13 protein-coding genes and 1 other RNA gene are annotated in these 20,534 nt (G+C 47.1%); 4 read left to right on the top strand and 10 right to left on the bottom strand.

Annotation, left to right across the window (positions count from 1 at the left end):
- Window positions 1-162 precede the first annotated feature (162 nt).
- From AC1RR2_RS04985 to AC1RR2_RS04940, 10 genes are all read right to left on the bottom strand, one after another.
- Window positions 163-4,980 (bottom strand): PAS domain S-box protein, encoded by a 4,818-nt coding sequence (locus AC1RR2_RS04985; protein ID WP_493221189.1) that lies wholly within the window; start codon window positions 4,978-4,980, stop codon window positions 163-165.
- 186 nt (window positions 4,981-5,166) lie between these two features.
- The gene (gene pcp / locus AC1RR2_RS04980; RefSeq protein ID WP_493221188.1) at window positions 5,167-5,817 is read right to left on the bottom strand and encodes a pyroglutamyl-peptidase I; all 651 of its coding nucleotides are present in this window, start codon (window positions 5,815-5,817) and stop codon (window positions 5,167-5,169) included.
- Between the two features lie 13 nt (window positions 5,818-5,830).
- Window positions 5,831-6,832 (bottom strand): DUF979 domain-containing protein, encoded by a 1,002-nt coding sequence (locus AC1RR2_RS04975; protein ID WP_493221187.1) that lies wholly within the window; start codon window positions 6,830-6,832, stop codon window positions 5,831-5,833.
- A complete protein-coding gene (locus AC1RR2_RS04970; RefSeq protein WP_493221186.1) occupies window positions 6,829-7,569 on the bottom strand; it encodes a DUF969 domain-containing protein in 741 nt (246 codons plus the stop codon). Before AC1RR2_RS04970 ends, AC1RR2_RS04975 begins: the two co-directional genes overlap by 4 nt.
- 232 nt (window positions 7,570-7,801) lie before the next feature.
- Window positions 7,802-8,623 carry a 5-oxoprolinase subunit PxpA gene (gene pxpA / locus AC1RR2_RS04965; protein ID WP_493221185.1) on the bottom strand — a complete coding sequence of 274 codons (822 nt, stop codon included), beginning with the start codon at window positions 8,621-8,623 and terminating at the stop codon, window positions 7,802-7,804.
- On the bottom strand, window positions 8,616-9,605 hold the full coding sequence (locus AC1RR2_RS04960) for a 5-oxoprolinase subunit C family protein (RefSeq protein WP_493221184.1): 990 nt from the start codon (window positions 9,603-9,605) through the stop codon (window positions 8,616-8,618). Before AC1RR2_RS04960 ends, pxpA begins: the two co-directional genes overlap by 8 nt.
- Window positions 9,606-9,624: 19 nt before the next feature.
- Window positions 9,625-10,287 carry a 5-oxoprolinase subunit PxpB gene (pxpB, locus tag AC1RR2_RS04955; RefSeq protein WP_493221183.1) on the bottom strand — a complete coding sequence of 221 codons (663 nt, stop codon included), beginning with the start codon at window positions 10,285-10,287 and terminating at the stop codon, window positions 9,625-9,627.
- Between the two features lie 41 nt (window positions 10,288-10,328).
- A complete protein-coding gene (locus tag AC1RR2_RS04950; RefSeq protein ID WP_493221182.1) occupies window positions 10,329-11,063 on the bottom strand; it encodes a hypothetical protein in 735 nt (244 codons plus the stop codon).
- 146 nt (window positions 11,064-11,209) lie between these two features.
- Window positions 11,210-12,616 (bottom strand): MBL fold metallo-hydrolase RNA specificity domain-containing protein, encoded by a 1,407-nt coding sequence (locus tag AC1RR2_RS04945; protein ID WP_493221181.1) that lies wholly within the window; start codon window positions 12,614-12,616, stop codon window positions 11,210-11,212.
- Window positions 12,617-12,697: 81 nt separating this feature from the next.
- The gene (locus AC1RR2_RS04940; RefSeq protein WP_493221180.1) at window positions 12,698-14,398 is read right to left on the bottom strand and encodes a thiamine pyrophosphate-binding protein; all 1,701 of its coding nucleotides are present in this window, start codon (window positions 14,396-14,398) and stop codon (window positions 12,698-12,700) included.
- Between the two features lie 281 nt (window positions 14,399-14,679).
- Here AC1RR2_RS04940 and AC1RR2_RS04935 point away from each other — a divergent pair, with 281 nt between their 5' ends.
- The 4 genes from AC1RR2_RS04935 (at window position 14,680) to mraZ (ending at window position 20,534) form a co-directional block, all read left to right on the top strand.
- Window positions 14,680-15,297, top strand: coding sequence for a chalcone isomerase family protein (locus tag AC1RR2_RS04935; RefSeq protein WP_493221179.1), 618 nt, complete (start codon window positions 14,680-14,682; stop codon window positions 15,295-15,297).
- A 428-nt stretch (window positions 15,298-15,725) separates the two neighbouring features.
- An RNA gene (gene rnpB / locus AC1RR2_RS04930) (RNase P RNA component class A) lies at window positions 15,726-16,105 on the top strand.
- A gap of 281 nt (window positions 16,106-16,386) precedes the next feature.
- Window positions 16,387-19,575, top strand: coding sequence for a bifunctional diguanylate cyclase/phosphodiesterase (locus AC1RR2_RS04925; RefSeq protein WP_493221178.1), 3,189 nt, complete (start codon window positions 16,387-16,389; stop codon window positions 19,573-19,575).
- 530 nt (window positions 19,576-20,105) lie between these two features.
- Window positions 20,106-20,534 (top strand): division/cell wall cluster transcriptional repressor MraZ, encoded by a 429-nt coding sequence (mraZ, locus tag AC1RR2_RS04920; protein WP_493221177.1) that lies wholly within the window; start codon window positions 20,106-20,108, stop codon window positions 20,532-20,534.

The raw sequence follows: 20,534 nt of genomic DNA, 5'->3' as shown, positions 1-20,534 counted from the left end.
TTATCGACTCTGCGTCTCGGTGTTGAGGGGTTATGACGCACAATTAAGCACCTTGTCCATTAACGATCATTGGTCCGATTTTTTTCCACGATACTGGTTTTGTAGAACGATTTTGCAGTCCTTTTAGAAAATGCTGACTTGATCAATGCAACGAAAGCTTTTTTAGTGTTGGCGTTTCAGTTTTTTCTCCCAGGCGATTTTCCAATCGATGAACTCATTCGCAGGCATTGCTTGTGCGACACAGAAACCTTGAATTTCATCGCAACCTGAGTCCGCAATGAAATCCCAATCCTGTTGTGTTTCTACGCCTTCAGCGACCAGATTTAAGTGAAATATTTTGCCCAGTTGTATGCTGGAATTCATAATGGCGCGGGCCGCTTCGTCATCCCCTGCACCATTGACAAAAGCGCGATCGATTTTCAATTCCGTAAACGGTAATTGCTTGAGATTTTCCATCGTCGAAAAGCCAGTACCAAAATCGTCAATGGACAGTCCGAATCCCTTCAGTCGCAAGCGTGTCAAAATTTCCAGACTGACGGTTAAATTTTCCATCAAACGAGACTCGGTCAACTCCAATATAAATTGTGAAGGACGCACTCCTACGGCTTGCAAAATCGCTTCAAATTGCTCGGGTAAATCCAGTTGATTTAGATTATCCATAGAGACATTGACGGCTAATTTGATCTGATGTCCTTGCTTATACCACTGACGTAATTGCAAGGCGCTTTTTTCTAAAATGATTTTACTCATCGTATCGATCAAACCATGCGACTCGATCACGGAGACAAAGGCAGCCGGGCCCAGCAGACCACGTATAGGATGACGCCATCGCGCCAGACATTCAGCACCGGTAATACGCTTGCTACTGATAGAAATTTTGGGCTGGAAATGAATTTCCAAGCAATCATCAATCAAACCTTTCTGCAACTCATCCAAAGAAAGTAAAGTTACTTTTGAGACCTTATTTGGATGGATGGGCAGCGAAGACTGGCGCGCTACCGTTTCCAGCATTTCTTCTTCAATTAATGGTTTGTGCAGTGAACCCAGTAAATGTAAGCCATACGCACGCACTAAATTCTCAGTAGCCTTAATGACACTACGATCTGCCGAACTCAGGATCACGATACCACCCTGATAAGCACTTTCTGCGACGATACGTAAAAAACTGACGCCGTCCATGCCAGGCATGGTCAAATCGCAAAAAATGATTTCGGGTTGGTAGGTACTCAGTACGGCGAGGGCCTGAGGCCCGTTTTGACAGTTGGAGATGCGATTGATACCCAGCTTTCGCAAAGTGGTACAGGCAATCTCCATATCGATAGGGTCGTCTTCTAAAACCAAGACATGTAAGTCTGGCTTTGGTGTGAAACGAAGTTCTGACTTTGGCTGAGCCTTAATCTTGACTGGACTGGCGACTTTTTGTTGATTGTCGTTTGGATTGAGATAATGTTGGATCTCAATGTCTATCTGTGCCAGCATAGGGCTTAGTTGGGCAATTAACTGATCTGCCTGGCTCAGCGTACCTGCATGCTGTAAGTTCTCCAACTGATGGCAAAGTTCACCGAATTGCATCGCGCCCACGGTACGTGCGCTCGATTTTAATCGGTGTCCTAAAGCTGTCAGCGCCGCAAGATTTTTTTCCTGTTGCGCAGCCTCAATTTCTTGCATGCCACGCTTGGCGGAGTCTAAAAATTTTAATGCGAATTTACCGATTTTTTCCGGTACATTGCCCACTAATTTTGCCAGTACGTTTAAGTCAATATAGCGAATTTCCGTCATGCCTTCAGATGACTTATCTAACCCGGTCTCATTTTCCTCCTCCTCACTGATAAGTGCCGTATCCTGATCCACCCAACGTAATAGCGTCGCGTATAAAAGATCGGGAGAGAAGGGCTTGGGGATAAAGTCATTCATACCCGCCGTCAGACAATGCAGGCGATCTTCTTTCATGGCATTGGCGGTGATAGCGATAATCGGTAATTCGGCAAATTCAGGCAAAGCACGAATCTGTCGAGTGGCTTCCAAGCCGTCCATCACTGGCATTTGTATATCCATCAAAACACAATCAAATTTCTGTGTTTTTTGTTTGACCAAGTTGACGGCTTGTAGACCGTCGGCCGCTAGTATCACAGAGCAGTTTGCCGATTCTAAAAGCTCGGTGCCAACTTGTTGATTGAACTCATTGTCATCTACAAATAAAATCTGAATCGCTGGCTGGTTTTGATTGATGGCTTTTAATCGTGCAAATGGATTGTATTGGTTGAGTTTGCGTGCCGCATCGATAGCCGGTAACTTGGTTTGTTCTAACATGGCGGAAAACCAGAACGTGCTGCCTTTACCAAGTTGACTGGAAACGCCTACCTCACCGCCCATGAGTAATGCCAGTTGTTTGCTGATTGCTAAGCCTAACCCTGTACCGCCAAACTTACGGGTGGTTGAACTGTCGGCCTGTTCAAAAGACTGAAATAATTTACTCTGCTGTTCCTCACTCATACCGATGCCGGGATCTTCGACCTCGAAACGAATCAACCATCCACCGGGTAAGTCTCGTACGCATTTAACCCGAATTTTTATTTCACCACGCTCGGTAAATTTGATCGCATTATTCGTGTAATTGATTAAGATTTGGTTGAGTCTATGTGGGTCGCCGTGCATTTGACGCGGAACATCTGCGTCCACATGTATATTCAATTGCAACTGACGTCCTGCCACCTTGGTGTTGACGAGGTTGAGTAGTTTGCTGAGCAAGTCGTCGAGACTGAAATCGACACCTTCTATCGTCATTTTGCCGGCTTCAATTTTTGAGAAATCCAGGATGTCGTCAACAATATGCAGCAGATGTTGCCCCGATAGGTGAATTTTTTGCAGATAGTCGCGCTGTTTGGGATCGGTTGCCGCTGCGAGGGCCAGATAGGTCATGCCCATCACCCCATTCATAGGCGTGCGGATTTCATGGCTCATATTCGCAATGAAATTACTTTTTGCCTGATTCGCCGCTTCTGCTAATTGTCTTGCGACCGCTAATTCCCTGGTGCGGCTTTCAACTAACTCTTCTAAATGATGGCGATGTTTATCCAATTCCTCGCCTAACTTTTTCTTTTCATTGATGTCTTCCTGGGTCGACACAAAATGGGAAATGATGCCATCGGCCTGACGTAGAGGAGAAATAGTGGCGTACTCGAGTGACAAGCTGCCGTCTTTGCGACGATTGATCAGCTCACCTTTCCAGGTATTACCGGCACGTATGGTTCGCCATAGCATGGTGAAGGTTTCTGGTGCGGTCTGACCCGAATTCAGTATGTTCGGGTAGCGACCTATGACTTCCGCTTTGCTAAACCCTGATTTCTTGACGAAGGTATCGTTGACATATTCGATTTTGCCTATGACGTCAGTGATAATGATCGCTTCGGTACTTTGTTCTACCGCTTGTGACAATTGATTCAAATGCGCTTCTGCACTCAGGCGTTGTGTGATATCTTGAATTTGGGTGACGAAGTTGAGTGGCGTTCCTTCGGTATCGCGCAATAAGGAGACATTTATTTGCAACCAGATCAAGTTACCGTCTTTGTGATAATAGCGCTTGTAGATTTCGTAACGCTCTATTTGACCACCTAACAATTGTTGTAGCAGGTGCTTATCATTTTGAATGTCATCTGGGTGGCTGAATTTTCGCCAGTCACAGCCTAAAAGTTCATCGACACGGTAGCCGAGCATGACACACAAAACGCGATTAACTCTGAGAAATTTTCCCTGAATATCAATTAATGCCATGCCTATAGGTGAGCTACCAAATGCTTGTTCCATCAAGGCGTGATTTAAGCGGCGTTCCTCTTCTTCCTGTTTGCGCTCGGTTATATCTTGTACCGTGCCGGTCAGGCGAATGATTTTTCCATGAGCATCCTTTTTCTTGCGACCTGTTTTAGCCCAAATCAGGCGTATGCTGCCGTCGGGTAAGAAGATACGATACTCGAAAGGATGATAGTCCTCTTTAGATTCAAAGGCTTCTTTGCACGTAGCAATCACAAGCGCTTGGTCTTCAGGGTAAACGGTGCGCTTGATCATCTCAAATAAATCGCCGCCAAATTCTTCAGGATCGCGCTGCCAGATTCGCTTCATCTCATTTGACCAAGCGATTTTGTTTGTCTCTGCGTCCCAAATCCAATGCCCCACATGACTGGAGTTTTCCGCTTCTAATAAATCTTGTTCACTTTGCCGTAATGCTTCTAAAGTGTTTTTTCTGTCGGTGACATCGCGGGTGATTCCTACAAAATGGGTTAATTGCCCTTGATCGTCAAAAGCTGGTGTTATGCTTAGTTCGTTCCAAAACGTACTGCCATCTTTGCGGTAATTGAGTATTTCACCGTTGTAGGCTTGTACCGCACTGAGTGCTTCACGTATAGCTAATCTAGATTCCTTGCTAGTTAAGGGACCCTGAATCAGGCTGCAGGTTTTACCCACGATGTCCTGACTGCTGTATCCAGTTTGTCTGGTAAATGCTTCGTTGACCGATAGAATGACTTGATCTGGGGTGGTGATGATCACACCCTGAGAAATAACCTTGAGGGCGAGGTCACTGATTAATAAGCGAGCCTCCGCTTTATGCTTATACAAAGCCATTTCGATCACAGTACGTAGCTCTTGATCGGAGAAAGGCTTGATGATGTAGCCAAATCCATTGGCTCGGGTGCTACGCTCTAATTCTTCATCGGAGCGTTGATTCGTCAAGAAAATCACGGGCACGGTGTAATGCTTGCGGATTTGCTCGGCCGCGGTGATACCGTCAACATCGCCCGCTAATTGTATACTCATCAAAATTAAATCAGGCTTTAACTCGCAGGCCAGACGAATCGCGTCTTCACCACGAGTTGCTTGTCCTATAGTTTGATAACCATATAGTTCTATTTTGAGCTGAATGAAAATCCTAACCAATTCGTCATCTTCGACAATCAGGATTTTCGGTTTATTCAACGAACCCAGCATGGTGGACTCCGCGATGACATGGACAGGGAAGAGTAGAAAGACAGCGAGCGTTTTCGGGCAGTTTCTATTGTACTGCCCAGCATGCTAAAAAGTCATAATAAAGTCGATTCCTATCTTTAGTTCGCAAACCGTTTATCCGATTTTTTGAAAATAATTGCACTAAATTTCTATCCATTTTTGATTGGACTAATGCGTGGCACCCGAGCCGAAACGAATGTCCTTTTCTTGAGAAATGCTGGTTTCTAAGAGGAGATGGAAGGCTTTTTCCAAAGAGTCTAGGGACATACTTGGGGCACCTGGATGGGCACTGGCCTGGCTGGGCAGGTAAGGAATATGCACAAATCCCGCACGTAATATATGAGCATTTTTGTTGGCATAATGCATCAAACCATAGAAAACATGGTTGCAAACATAGGTGCCTGCAGTCTGTGAAACGCTGGCCGGCGTACCGGCTTCTCGCAAATTTTTGACTATGGCTTTGATCGGCAATGTACTGAAGTAGGCGGCTGGTCCGTCAGGATCAATGCTCAGGTCTACCGGTTGTGCGCCAACATTATCGGGAATCCGGGCGTCATCAATATTGATCGCGATACGCTCCAGGCTGATGTCGACCCGACCACCCGCTTGACCTACGCAAATAACGATTTCTGGTTGAATCTGAGTGAGTAGTTTGGTTAACACGGTATTGGCTCTACCAAACTCACAGGGTAATTGTGCGATGTGGATAAGATGAGTTTGGCGGATTTTTTTGCCTTCGAATAGCTTTACTACTTCCCAGGCTGGATTGGTGGTCTCATTATTGAAGGGTTCAAACCCGGTGAGTAAGATGTGTGGCATAGCGTAGGTCAATTTAGACGATAAAATACATCAAGCCGATATTGCAGATTAATACGGCGATAGCAGTTGGGATTTGATACTTAATGACTTGGTATTTGTCTTTCAGCTCGAGTAAAGCAGCGGGAACAATATTGAAATTCGCCGCCATAGGCGTCATCAAGGTGCCACAGTAACCGGATAGCATGCCCATCGCTACCAGCGGTGCAGGATTCGCGTGATGCTGTTGTATCAAAAAAGGTAGTGCAATACCGGCCGCCATGACGGGGAATGCGGCGAAAGCATTTCCCATAATCATGGTGAACAAAGCCATACCCAAGCAGTAAATAATAATTAAGGCTAAACGACTATCCGGATTGACCATTAAGCTAACCAGAGTCTGTATCGACGCGCCTGTTTTGGCTGTGACAAATACACCGCCTAACATGGCGAGCATTAAAGGCAAAATTAAAGCCCAACCGATTGCATCAACCAGACGACGTGATTCTTGTATGGCGTTGACAGGTGTGCCGCCGGTAATTTTGCAGGCATACAAAACGCTGATGATACAGGCTAAAGTCAGGCAGGCGAGTGTCAGATTTTTAGGGTCGAGCAAAGCATAGTTTCCTAAGACCACATCTTTCCCCGCGATACTCAGGATGACGGTAATAATAGGAATACAGATGGCAGGTAAAAACAGTTTGTTGCCTAGGCGTTGCGCAGAAGCTGACTTGGCTGCATCGGCCGTGGCTTTATCAATGGTATTGTATTTGCCACCACCTAAGAGATTGAATCCGGCCAGCAAGGCCAAGAGCAAAACCACGATACCCTGCAGTCGATTGGTCAGCGTTTTGCCTAAATACATTAGCATCAGATCGCCGAATAAAAATCCTAAACCAAACAAAAACCAAAACAGCGCGGTCGTCAGGCGTTTAGGATTGCTAAGATCACGCCAGCTCATCCAGGCGATCGCCATGACGATGAATCCGATCAAATAAAAGATCAGGTTAATGCTAATTAAGGTCTGCGGTGAATTCATGATGTTTGCTCCGCGCTGTTGCTAAGTTCTTGCGAACTTGAGCGATTCCGGTATTCCTCAAGCTCACGCGCGATTTTTGCATCTAACAATGACAAACGGAACAAGTGAATAATTAAAGCGCAAAGTCCAGTTGGGATCGCCCACAAGCCGATCGCGAGTGGCTCGACATTGCTGATACCGTTTTCTTTGAGAAATCCACTCATGAGTAGTACCGCACCAAAAGCAATGAAGATGTCTTCACCAAAAAATAAGGCAACATTATCGCAAGCGGCAGCATGGGCAGCGATGCGGTCGCGTAATGCTTCCGGCAAATCGCCATATTGACTAGTTGCAGCGCCTTCTGCCATAGGAAATAGTAGGGGCCGCACCGTTTGTGCCTGGCCGCCCAGGCTAATCAAGCCCAGCGAGCAGGTGAACTGACGTAAGACCATATACAACATCAGTATGCGTCCCGTGGTTGCGCTACGAATTCCGGCCACCCAGTTTTGGGCTCTTTCTTTGAGGCCGAATTTTTCCAACAAAGCGATGACCGGTAAAATGAGCACGATGCTGGCAAGCTGTCGGCTATTCATAAATTTTTCGCCGAAGGTTTCGAGCAGTAAACCGAAATCCATGCCCACAGCCAGGCCTGTGGCTAAGCCCGCACTGACAACAACCAATAAGGGATTAAATTTCAGGGCGAAGCCCAGCACAATAATGGGAATGCCGACTAAGGGAAGTAAGGTTGCCAAGTCCATCTGTGTCTCCGTACGGTTTGTTGTTTGACTTTTTTTGTTTGTTTTTTACTAGTTACAGGTAAATGATGCGCCAATAGGGGAATCGTCAGGAAGTATTTTGAAGCAAACGAAAGACAAAAGCCTTCGCCGCAGAGACCCAGAGAGTGCGGAGAGCGCAAAGAAAGGCAAAGCCAAGTTTTTTCTCTGTGCTCTCTGCGCCACTGCGGCGAGATTTTTCTGAGGGCATCTGATTTCAATAATTTCGCTTGTGATTGTCTTCATGCGCTTGTGTTGAACTCGTGTTGACCGGACTCTTGACTTCTATATGGCGTTCATCAAATGCTGCTCTTAATGCCTGTATCGTCGCGAGTGCATGTACTCCATCGCCATGGACGCAGATGGTATCCGCCTGTACTTTAATTATGTCTCCGTCAGCGCAAACCAGCTGATGCTTTTCTATGAGTTGCAAACTTTGTGCTACGGCCTCGTCGCTTTGCTCTATGCAAGCATGCACTTGCGAACGTGGCACCAGGCTGCCATCAGATCGATACCGTCGGTCTGCAAATGCTTCGCGAATGACACGTAGTCCAGCAGCTTGTGCTCGTGCGACTATAGGACTACCCGCTAATGCGACCAAGGCGAGCTGAGGTGCGATTTCTTGCATGACTTGGATAACAATGTCCGCCAGAACCGGGTCGAAAGCCGCTTGATTGTATAAAGCACCGTGTGGTTTTACGTGCTGTAGTTGCGCGCCTTGTTCCGCAGTAATCCGCATCAACGCATTAATCTGATCGCGTAGATCTTGCGCCACATGATCATAGGGCGGCGCTTGAATTTTTCGCCCAAAATTTTCTCTGTCAGCGAAGCTGGGATGCGCGCCTATGGCAACACCATAGTGCTGCGCGAGTTGAACTGCGACACGCATACTGTCACCGTCACCAGTATGCCCACCGCAAGCGATATTGGCTGAGCTGACTAGTGCAAGTATTTGCGCATCACAATTCGCGCCTTCGCCCAAATCCGCATTTAAGTCAATGGAGTAGAGTTGTCTTGGGTTGGATTGCGGTTCAGGCATGAATAATCCAATCAATGCGAGCAAATTCTTTGCGCCATTTTTCCTGCGCCATAGTCGCTGTATCTCTGTCTACCGGGATAAAACAAAAACTATGACCGGGTGGAGTCTGCGCCACTTTCCACAGATCGGCTTCGATAACGCAAGCAATTTTCGGATAACCACCTGTTGTTTGCGCATCGGCTAATAAGATGATGGGCTGGCCGTTCGGCGGGACTTGTACCACGCCGGGCAAAACACCGTGCGATAACAAATCCTGCGACACCGTCCGTTGTAAAGCCACGCCTTGTAAGCGACTACCCATACGATTACTTTGCGGGCTGAGTTTCCACGCTTGCTGCCAGAATTGCTGGCGTGCGGCTGGGCTGAATTGTTCATATTCTGGGCCGGGGATGGCGCGAATTTCTGGCGACCAGATGCGCTGCTGCACGCCTATGGTTTTTTGTAAATGGTGTGCCGGACCTAATTCCAGAACATCTCCAGCCTTTAAAGCGCGCCCTTGATAGCCGCCGAAGCCGGCCTGCATATCGGTTGAGCGCGAGCCTAAGAGTGGAGGAACTTCTATGCCCCCATCAATCGCCAGATAGGCTCGGGCTTCTTTGAGCGCGCCTGATAGTCGCAGAATTTGACCCGCTTTGGCAAAGTGGCGCCATGCTTTGGCGACCGATACGCCGTCAAGCTGCGCAGCAAAATTAGCACCGCCTATGGCAAACCAACTATCGCGTAGATATTGAATTTCTACTGGTCCGATAAAAATCTCTAAGCCCGCACTATGCACGGTATTGCCGACTAATTTATTCGCTAACATCAGCGAATAGCGGTCAAGCGCACCGCTTTGGCTAATGCCTAAGTGCCGTTGTCCGTGCCGCCCCAAATCTTGCACCGAGGTCTGTATGCCCGCTTTAATGACACGTAGCTGATCCGACGGACCCTTTTTGCCAGAAGCGCTACTTGCATTTGCATTGTAGTGTGGGCTGATGGTCATAGGTATTCAGTCTGTCTTGTTAAAACTGGATGTGCTCGGCAACAAAACGAACGGTGTCACCCGGTTGCAAAAGCGTCGGTGTGTTCTGCTGTGTATCGAAAAGTTTGAGCGTCGTATGACCAATCAATTGCCAACCACCTGGGCTAGCAGCAGGGTAGATACCGGTTTGATTGCCACCAATTCCTACCGAGCCTGCCGGCACACGCAAACGCGGCTCGCTACGTCTTGGTGTTGCCAAATTTTCCGGCAAACCACCTAGATAGGCAAAGCCGGGTTGGAAACCTAAAAAATACACGACATAGTTAGCAGCACAATGTTGTTTGACGAGGCTTTCCGGTGTTAGCCGACAATGTTCAGCGACGAATGCTAAATCGGGTCCAGCATCGCCGCCATAATGTACTGGAATTGCCACTTCACGCCCGCCCTGAAATTCGTCTTTGCTACGCAGAAACAGAGCCTTCAAAGTGTGCAAAATCTCATCGCCAGAATGCTGTACCGGATCGAAAATCGCTGTCAGATTATTCATCCCAGGCACGATGTCGATGCAGAGATTCAGATCTCGCAATTGCTGCGCCACATGCCATATTTTTTTCTGATAAATCAGATCTATTTTGTCCGTATGGGCTTGCATGACGACAGCACGTTCGCCCAGACAAAAATAGGACATGGTTGGCGCAGACATAGTCGATGGCGTGGTTTAGATTGAAATAATCGACATCAGATTTACCAGCGAAAGCCTACTTTGACGCTGAGTGTATCGTTGTCACCGGTACGGTCCAGCTCAGCCGCCAGATTCACAAGGCCCAAATTGGCGTTAATGCCCGCGAAAAGTTTATTCGCTGTTGGTGATACTCTTTGTAAGCCCGCGACGTTCGGTGTGACAGCGCCCCAGACACGACCTATACCAACATAGGGCGTAAACATGACGAAACCCTTGGAGGCGAGCAGTTCTACACTTTTGGTATTTGCAGCGAATTGGCTGACACCAGACAATTTACTGTAAGCACCGCGTATGGCGACAGCAGGAATGGCAACGCCACCTTCGATTAAAGCGTAGCGCGCTTCCATACCGAATAATTTAATATCAGAATCAGGCACTGCGCTGAGCGAAGCGCCGACATCAATGTTAAATGGTAAACCTTTGTGCACGTGAATCTTAGGGACGAACAAAGTGGAGACATCGGCACCTGCTTTTTTCCAGACGGCGCTATTGTCTAATCGGGTGGAACTCAATTCGCCACCAATATCAAAGCCGGTGATGCCTAAGGGGGCAGCTGGCGTTACACCTTTATAACTGCTAAGCGAAGTAAAGTCGGTTGCGAGACGATGGAATTCGCTTTGACTCAAACTCTTCAATTGCGTGAAATCAGTACCGGCCAATGCAGGTGTTGCGACACCTGCCATCACACTAGTGACTAAGCAAGCGCACACGGTTTTGAAAATCGGTTTAGCTATCATTGTTACTCCAAAAAAGTGAGTGTCGTGCTGCTGAGGGGGGGCTAGCTCTGGCAGCAGTACAGGCAAAAATGCGATTTTACTCTGCGCTGGTGATTCCACCTAGTACTCCGCTAGGTATATGGCCGGGTGTTGAGCATTATTTGAGCCTAGATCTCATTGCCAAGTTCAAATACCTGAGATTTAGCGGGGATGATGACGTCGCTTTTGCTTGCCGCGTTGAGATTTTTGGCAAAAATATGCATCACTTCTTCTTCGCCGTGTACTAAGAAAGTTTTTTTCGCTTGCGTTTGTTGATGCCAGGCCAGTAACTCATCGCGGTCAGCGTGGGCTGAAAATCCATTGATGGTATAGATGTTGGCATTTACAGAAATATCTTCACCGAGAAAATGCACGCTGCGTGCGCCATCGATAATTTTGCGTGCCAAGGTGCCGTGTGCCGCGAAGCCAACGAATATCACACTGGCGTTTTTGCGCCACAGATGGTGCTTGAGATGATGCCGCACCCGACCACCTGTACACATGCCTGATCCAGCCATAATTACAGCACCGCTATTGATACGATTAATTGCCATACTATCGGCCAGATCGCGCGTGATATGCAAATTCGATAAATGAAATGGATCTCTGCCTTGTTTAAACAGCGCAGCGCTCTCTTCATCGTAGCATTCAGGATGCTGACGGAAAATTTGGGTTGCAGATATGGCCATCGGTGAGTCTAAGAACACATGCATAGATGCGGACAAAATGCCGCGCTCTACGCCTTCTCGCAAATACCAAAGGATCTCTTGTGCACGTTCTAGTGCGAAGGTAGGAATGATGACATTGCCACCATGGGAAAAAGTATCATTGATAGCTTGGTAGAGTTCTGCCACTGAATCGTCTAAGGAGCGATGTAAACGATCACCGTAGGTGGTCTCCATCACGACGATATCTGCTTTAGGCGGTTGGGCGGGATCGCGCAAAATCTTTCTGCCATTGCTACCTAGATCGCCAGAGAATAAAACACGTGCATGTTTGCCTTCTTCTTTTAGGTCCAGATAAACACAGGCCGAGCCTAAGATGTGACCAGCCTCGTAGAAGGTGGCACTGATCCCATGTGCAATATGGATGCTCTGTCCATATTCTGCCTCCCGGCCAAAATAGTCAAAACAACGGGTGGCATCATACAGCGTGTATAAGGCTTCTGGCGGCGGTGCGTCGCTGTGCCGTGCAAATTTTTTTGCTTGAAATTTTGCTTCAGATTCTTGCAAGTGGGCGGAATCGAGTAAGACTAAGCGCGCTAAATCTTTAGTCGCGGAAGTAGCAATAATCTCGCCACGAAAACCGCGTTTCGCCAATAAGGGCAAGCGTCCACAATGATCGAGATGAGCGTGCGTTAGCAGGACATAATCGATTTCGCTGGCAACAAAGCCAAAGTCTTCTGCATTCTCTTCAGATAAATCGCGACCACCTTGGAACATGCCGCAGTCGATTAAAATTTTTTTACCGGCACATTGAATTAAGTGGCAAGAGCCAGTGACATCCTTGTCTGCACCATGAAATGAAATTCTCATTACGTCCCCTCATTGTTTTTTGAAAACCGCTTGAGTGTAGTCTGCTATTTCGTGAATGCCTTTAATCTGGCGCAGGGAATGTCAAGTTAGATTTTTGTTCACCAAGGCTTGCTTTCGCAGAGTTTGCAGACTAGCACCGGGGGTAATTAAATTGCCGTCGTAGCGCAGTTCTATCAATACAGGTAAATTCTGCTCTCGCGTATGTGCCAATGCACGGGCTAAAGCTGGGGCGAATTCCTCAGTTTTTTCCACAATCTCGCCGCTCGCACCATAAGCCCTGGCTAAGGCGGCGAAATCAGGATTGTGTAATTCGGTACCAGACACGCGGCCAGGAAATTCTTTCTCCTGATGCATGCGTATGGTGCCGTACATGCCGTTGTTGAACACCACAATTATGACACCCGCTCGATATTGCACAGCGGTGGCCAGTTCTTGCCCATTCATCAGATATTCGCCGTCACCCGCGAATACGACTACTGTGCGTTCGGGTTGCACTATTTTTGCTGCAATCGCTGAGGGCATGCTATAGCCCATCGCACCCGAGGTGGGGGCTAGTTGGGTACGGAAACCACCATATTGGAAATAACGGTGTGCCCAGGTCGCGTAATTGCCCGCGCCATTCGTGATTATGGTGTCGGCAGGACAGGCTTGCTGGATGCTGCGGACAACTTGCCATAAATTGAGTGGTGCTTGTTCTTGGGTAAAGAGTGCAGGTTCGGTTTGCCATGCGCATAATTCGGCTTTGGCCTCGACCACGGTGTTGCGCCAAGCGTCGCTGTTGACCGGCTGCATTTGACTTAAAACCTCGGCGATCTGCGGCATACCGCTATTGATCATTAATTCGCCTTGATAAACCCGGCCTAATTCCAATGCGTCGCTGTGTATGTGTATCAGTTTTTGTTTGGGCACTGGAGCATCCAGCAAGCTGTAGCCGCTAGTCGTCATTTCACCTAAGCGTGGCCCTATGGCTAAAATCAGATCAGCTTCCTTAATCCGCTGTGCTAATTTCGGGTTAATACCAATACCAATATCACCGATGTAATTAGGATGCGAATTCGGCAGCAAATCCTGAAAACGAAAAGCACAGCCTGCGGGTAAGTGATTCGCTTCGATAAAATGAGCAATCTTGGCACAGGCTGCTGCATTCCAACCGCCACCTCCTAAAATCACAACAGGTCGTTTTGCTTCTGCCAAGTAATGTCTGATCTGTGCCGTTTGTGCAATTGAAGGGGCGGCTTGAATTGCTGTATAAGCACGGGTGTCGGCAACGCTGGCTTGCGCTGCCAGACAGTCTTCTGGTAAGGCGAGCACTACAGGTCCGGGGCGACCGCTGGTTGTGACCTGAAAAGCGTGGGCAATGTATTCAGGTATTCGGTCGGCGCGATCAATTTGTGCTACCCACTTCGCCATCGTTCCGTACATGCGTCGGTAATCGATTTCTTGGAATGCTTCGCGCTCGACAAAATCATTGCCGACTTGACCAACGAAAAGGATCATTGGTGTGGAATCTTGTTGCGCCGTGTGCACACCTATCGCAGCATTGGTCGCACCCGGACCGCGTGTGACAAAGCAAATCCCGGGTTTGCCTGTCAGCTTGCCGTAGGCTTCCGCCATAAACGCAGAGCCGCCTTCCTGCCGGTTGATGATGAAGCGGATAGGGCTATCATGCAGCGCATCGAGGACGGGTAAATAACTCTCACCCGGGACACCAAAAATAAACTCCACACCATGCACTTGCAGGGCATCGACGACTAATTGGCCACCAGATCGGGATATAGACATAGAGATTTTGAATTGTGATGATGAAGCGAAAAGGCGAAAAGTAATACGCTAACAGAATTGTAGTTGTTTCGACAAACTCGATGCAAAAGGCTGGGCTAAGATTATAGAAATTCGATAAAAATGATTTTTTACTACTTTTGGAGGGATCATTCGAAAATTCTGCTTTTCAGAATGATTTGCTTGCGTGTAATTGGGAATTTCACTATCTTTTACTAACGAAAAAATACGGTCGTTCGAAAAATATTTTTTTGAAATGACTTTTAAAAAACCTAGGAGACACCATGAACTTCGTATCATTCACCAAGCATCGTTTGACGCATCAGTTGGCACTACTCAGCCTTGCCTGCGCCGCTTTTTTATCCACGCCCGCTGGCGCTGACACGGTGACAGTATCCGGGATCAAACTCGACGAAACGGTACAGGTCGGTACTCAAGCCCTAAAGTTAAATGGTGCTGGCGTACGTTACAAAGTCTTTTTTAAAGTTTATGTGGCGGCGCTCTATTTACCCGAAGCAAAGTCAAGTACTTCAGATGTCTTGGCCTTGCCGGGCGCAAAACGCGTAACCCTGGTCATGCTGCGAGAATTGAGCAATGATGACTTGGGTCAGCGATTTATGGATGGTTTGAGAAATAATCTGGACATCGCCGAACGTTCAAAATTAGTGAAACCTATGATCACCTTCGGACAAATGTTCTCCTTGGTGCCGGTATTGAAAAAAGGCGATATCTTGACCTTTGACTGGATACCGGGCACCGGTATCGTGTGCCAGTTTAATGGCCAAAAAGTTGGTGAAACGATTAATGATGCCGCGTTTTATAATGCCGTTCTGAAGATTTGGCTAGGTAATGTACCTGCCGATGAATCCTTGAAGCAAAAAATGTTAAACGTGAAGAATTAGTTTTAGTATAGATGGGTTCTTAAGGAGCCAAGCTATGTTCTGTAATGCACTGCTTAGGTGGTAATGCCGTTCAGATAAGCGAACCAGGTAGTTAATTATGCTTCAAAACCCCTCAACGCCGAGACGCAGAGTCGCCGAGGAGCGCAGAGAAAAGCGAATATTGTACTGGGTTACTCTGCGTGTCTCTGCCCCTCAGCGCCTCGGCGTTGAGGGGTTTTCATTTTTGTCCAAAGCTACAAAGTCAATTCGAATAAATCTCGCATTTTCTCGCAGAGATGTTCTCATTTTCGCTTTAACTGAAAGGCATTACTGCTTCGACAGTGCATTTTTTCTTACATATATTATTTGATATAGCTATTGAAATATAGTTTTGTACTGATTGTTGCGATAGGTCGAGTCCACGCTTGCAAGCTGATACAATAGCGCCCGAAGCAGGCCAGACAATCGCTGGTTGCCGTGTTCGCACGGTGACGGGAGGAAGGTCCGGACTCCATAGAGCAGGGTGACGGCTAACGGCCGTACGTTGAAAGCTGAGGCGCAAGCTGAGGTATAAGACGAGGAATAGGGCCACAGAGACGAGTCTTTGGGGAGTAGCGGGCGCAAGCCTATGCTAAACCACAAAGGGTGAAACGCGGTAACCTCCACCCGGAGCAATTTCAAATAGGCACGCGTTGAGGTGGCTCGCTGAGCGTGCGGGTAGAAAGCTTGAGCGGCGGAGTAATCTGTCGCCTAGAGGAATGATTGTCATAGCGTGATGCAGCAATGTAAAGCGCCGTAACAGAATCCGGCCTACCGGCCTGCTTCAATTTTTATTCGCGATCTTGTATTGAACAAGATCCATCGCCAGTCCCACATACCCTAAGTTAATTCGAACCCTAGTTTTGCTCATTATCTCTTATGTTTGTTGGTACTCTGCAAATGCAGTGATACACTTTAACAAATAGATATTCTCCATATCGTTAGGCAATTTGTTGATATCCAAGGTTTATCAAGGATCACCAACAAGTCATGTCTATGCTTAAAATTACAAATACGCAAAATTGACTGAGTGGCATTCACAGGCCAAATTGGTTCAGGAAGAGGTGAAGCATGGCGAGTAGTAAGAAGAAACGCGAAGCTTGGGAAGTCCCGATTTGGGCTTTACTTTCTTGTGTCTTATTAATCGTTAGCGTCATAGTTGCGCAAACCTGGTGGTCGATAATTCAGGATAAAAGTCTGACCCTGGCGGCGGCCAATAGAAATAGTTTGCTTAGCGTTAGAATTTTAGAAGAGCATGCCAACCGCGTCTTAAACGATACGTCCAGAGTGGTGATCGCGATCGGTGAAGAATTACAGAGCAAGAATGAAAGCTTGCCACGTGACGAAGCTAGTGCACGTCAAATTCTCAGCCATCAGCGTCGTGATTCGCAGTTTATTTATGCACTTTCATTCATTGATCATCATGGGATGCTATGGGCATCATCGCTGCGCTTCCCGATTGATCCTGTCGATATGAGTGCGCAGACGCATATTGTCGCACTCAACAAAACGATGAATGCGTATCAACGCAACGTCCTTATCGGCCAACCTTTCGTGGTGAAGAAAACCAATCAATATGTGTTGCCAATGGCACGTAATCTATTCGATGCCAGTGGTCGACCCGTAGGGCAAGTGCAGGCTGATATCAGCCTCAGTTATTTTCAGGAATTTTACGAGCGAGTGGCAAAAGATGCCGGTGCCAAAATATCGCTCTACGATAAAGACGGCAAATTAATCGTGCAAGCCGGCAACGCCCACACCTCAAGCCGTGACCAAACTATAGATACAGCACTGGCGCAGAGTATACAAAATAGCTTTGCCGAAAATGGCAGAGTGGAAAATTCCCTATTGGGTAGCGATCAGGCGATGGCTTATACCTATCTGAAAATGAGTGATTTTTCTTTGGTGGTGGTGTTTGGGCGAGATCTGGACACGATACTGCTGGAGTGGCACAAACGCCTAGAACAAAAATTGCTGATCGCATTGCTGTCAATTAGTTTTACCCTGCTGCTTGCCTACCTGCTGTATCGCAAAGTAAATAGCCTGCGCTTGTCGCGCGAGAAGCTCAGTGAGAGTGAGCGTCGTTATCGTATGTTATTTCAGGACGCGCAAGATGGGATATTGTTGATTGATAAGAACTACAATTTTGTTGATGCGAATCAGAATGCATTAGAAATGCTTGCGGTCGATAGCAAAGCAGATTTAGTGATGCTCGATATTGGTGAGTTTTCGGCTGATCTGCGTTATACCCAACCCACTGTCGCCGCGAAAAAAGCGGAGTCGATTAAGAAATTTGTAGACTTGGCCTTTCAAAATAAGGTGCAAAAATTTGAATGGATTGCCCATAGGCGAGGTAAAGACTGGTACAGCGAAGTGACACTGAGCCGTGTCAAAATTGCGGTTGAACCTATGGTGTTTTGTGTCATGCGAGATATCTCTCAGCGCAAGCATGCTGAGCGCTTATTGCAAGGTCAAAATCAGCTCTTGCAACTGATAGGGAGCAGTGAAAGTCTGGATTCTATCTTGATTGACACCTGCCATTTTGTAGAGCGAAATAACCCGCACTGGCATTGCGGCGTGCAATTGTTGTCGCTGGATCAGAAAGTATTTACTGAGACAATTGGACATCATTTTCCGGAAATTTTACGACGTCAACTCACCGAAGCCCCGGTATGCTATGGCAATGGTGTCTGGAGTGAAGCCGTCATTGATGTGGTACCGGTCTGGACACAAGATATCCCACGCTCGCCTTCTATGGAATTTATCGCACAACGTAAGTTGCTGGCCAATTATGCAGCGGTTGGATCGTGGCCGATTATGGGAAAAACCGGATTAATTCTGGGCACATTCACCTTATTCTCCGAATCAACGGCAGCTTTGAGCAATGAAGACTTGAGCTTGATTAGTATTGCCACCGATGTCTCTAGTATCGCGATTGAGGGTAAGCGCGCAGAAGAAAAGGCCATACGTTTGGCACATTATGATGAATTAACTAAGCTGCCGAACCGGTTTTTGTTTAATCAGTATTTGTCCAAAGCCCTCATCTATGCTGAGGATACTAAGGGAAGTCTGGCGGTACTTTTGCTTGATTTGGATAGATTCAAGGCGATTAACGATAGCTTCGATCATGCAGAAGGCGACAACTTGTTGCGCGATGTTGCAATGCGTTTAAAGCAGAGTCTCTCTGAGTCAGATACGATCGCACGAGTGGGGGGCGATGAGTTCATGCTTTTATTGGATCGCTACAAGACGCCGCGTGAATTGACCGATATCGCGGATAAGCTTCTGCAGGCAGTCGTCACGCCCTTCGAGATCAATGGGCAAACATTGCAAATTAGCGCGAGTATCGGTATCGCGACGTTTCCTGAGGATGGTACCGAAGCCCAGGTGCTGATGAAAAATTCAGAAATTGCGATGTACCGGGCGAAACATAATGGCAAGAACAATTATCAGTTCTATGACGCAAATATGAACGTGCATACCACGGAGCGTCTGGCCTTTGAGTCGCAACTCAGGCGCGCATTGGATAATCGGGAATTCGTCGTACATTATCAACCCAAAGTGTGTATTCAGAGCGGGAAGATTGTGGGGGCGGAAGCCTTGGTGCGGTGGAATCATCCAGAAAAGGGCATAGTCTTGCCAAGCGAGTTTATTGGCTTTATGGAAGAGGCTGGGCTGATCGGCAAGATGGGTATGCAAGTTTTGGATATCGTTTGTCGTGATCTTGCCCAGTGTAAAACCAGCTCAGGCGAGTTTGGTCGAGTCGCAATTAATTTATCTGGCATGCAATTCAGTAATGAATTTTTATTGGATGAGCTGCAAAAAGTAATCGACTTTTGGCAAATTAAACCTGAAGATTTGGAATTTGAAATCACCGAGAGTATGGTGATGGATAATCATGAGCAAGTCATACAGCACATGCATGGCCTGAATGCTGCTGGTTATACTTTGTCGATTGACGATTTTGGTACTGGTTATTCTTCCTTGGCTTATCTGAAGCGTTTCCCAGTAAGTAGCTTGAAAATTGATAGGTCTTTTATTCAAGACATGCCTGCCGATTCTAATGACACGGCGATTGTTCTTGCTATCGTTGCTATGGCAAAAACTTTGGGCTTAAAAGTCGTGGCAGAAGGTGTGGAAAATGCACTCCAACTGACGACACTGGTATCGTGTCAATGTGACGAGTATCAGGGCTTCTTTTTTTCAGAGGCTATTCCTATCGATCAATTTATGAACTTGCTACTTAAAGAACGTAAATAAAGAGATAGGATCTTCATAGGTAGGGCATTCGTCGTTTGCGACTTGTACCTATAAGTTTCACGTAGATACTGAACTCATTATTGACTTGCACTTGTTCCTATCGGCATGCTTGGATTTGGCTTATCCAAGCACAGCCACAACGATAGCGCCATTTCCCTCGCTCCCCAATATTGCACATTCCTACTGGCGGCACTGTTATTAAACAGTGTGGCATTTATCGCCTTTAACGATATTCAGGGTCTATCCCTTAAACACATGGGTATAGCTGATGTCCTACTTTCAGTATCTTCCGTAAGTCCCTAATTTATTGAGATATTCTGTTCGTCTCTGGTTTAGCTATGTGCGCTAAGTCATTGACTTTATTCAATAATTTCGCATTTCACGTATAAATTTGCTTGACCATGCTCAAGTGATCCTCTAAAGTGGGGAAAAGTGTGAAAAAGTGTTTTTTTGTGGCATAAATTAGCAAGTCATGAAATAACTCAAATCTTCTAAAGGTATTTCTCGAAAGTAAGGATAAGGCCAAAACCGTGTTTCAAGGCGCGTCAGCACTCAATTTAGATGCAAAAGGCAGGATGTCTATACCGGCCCGGCATCGTGACGCGCTCGCTTTGCAATGCGAAGGTCGGGTGACTTTGACCCGTCATCCTCATGGCTGCCTCTTACTATTTCCTCGCCCAATCTGGGAATCGCATCGCGAACAGATCGCCGCCTGGCCTATGGCCGCGCGTGCTTGGCAACGTATTTTTCTCGGTAATGCTTCTGATGTGGAAATGGATGGTTCCGGTCGTATTTTGGTGACGCCTGAATTGCGTAATGCGGTCGGTATGGAGCGCGATGTTATGTTGCTCGGTATGGGTTCGCACTTTGAAATTTGGGATGCTGCCAAGTTAGCCGAAAATGAAGCGCAAGCCATCGCCGGTGGCATGCCCGAAGCACTCAGCAATTTCTCTTTCTGA

This window comes from Undibacterium sp. GW821-FHT11H02, assembly GCF_058808015.1.
The sequence above is the reverse complement of the archived record's forward strand: the minus strand, read 5'-3'. Positions and strand labels throughout refer to the sequence as shown.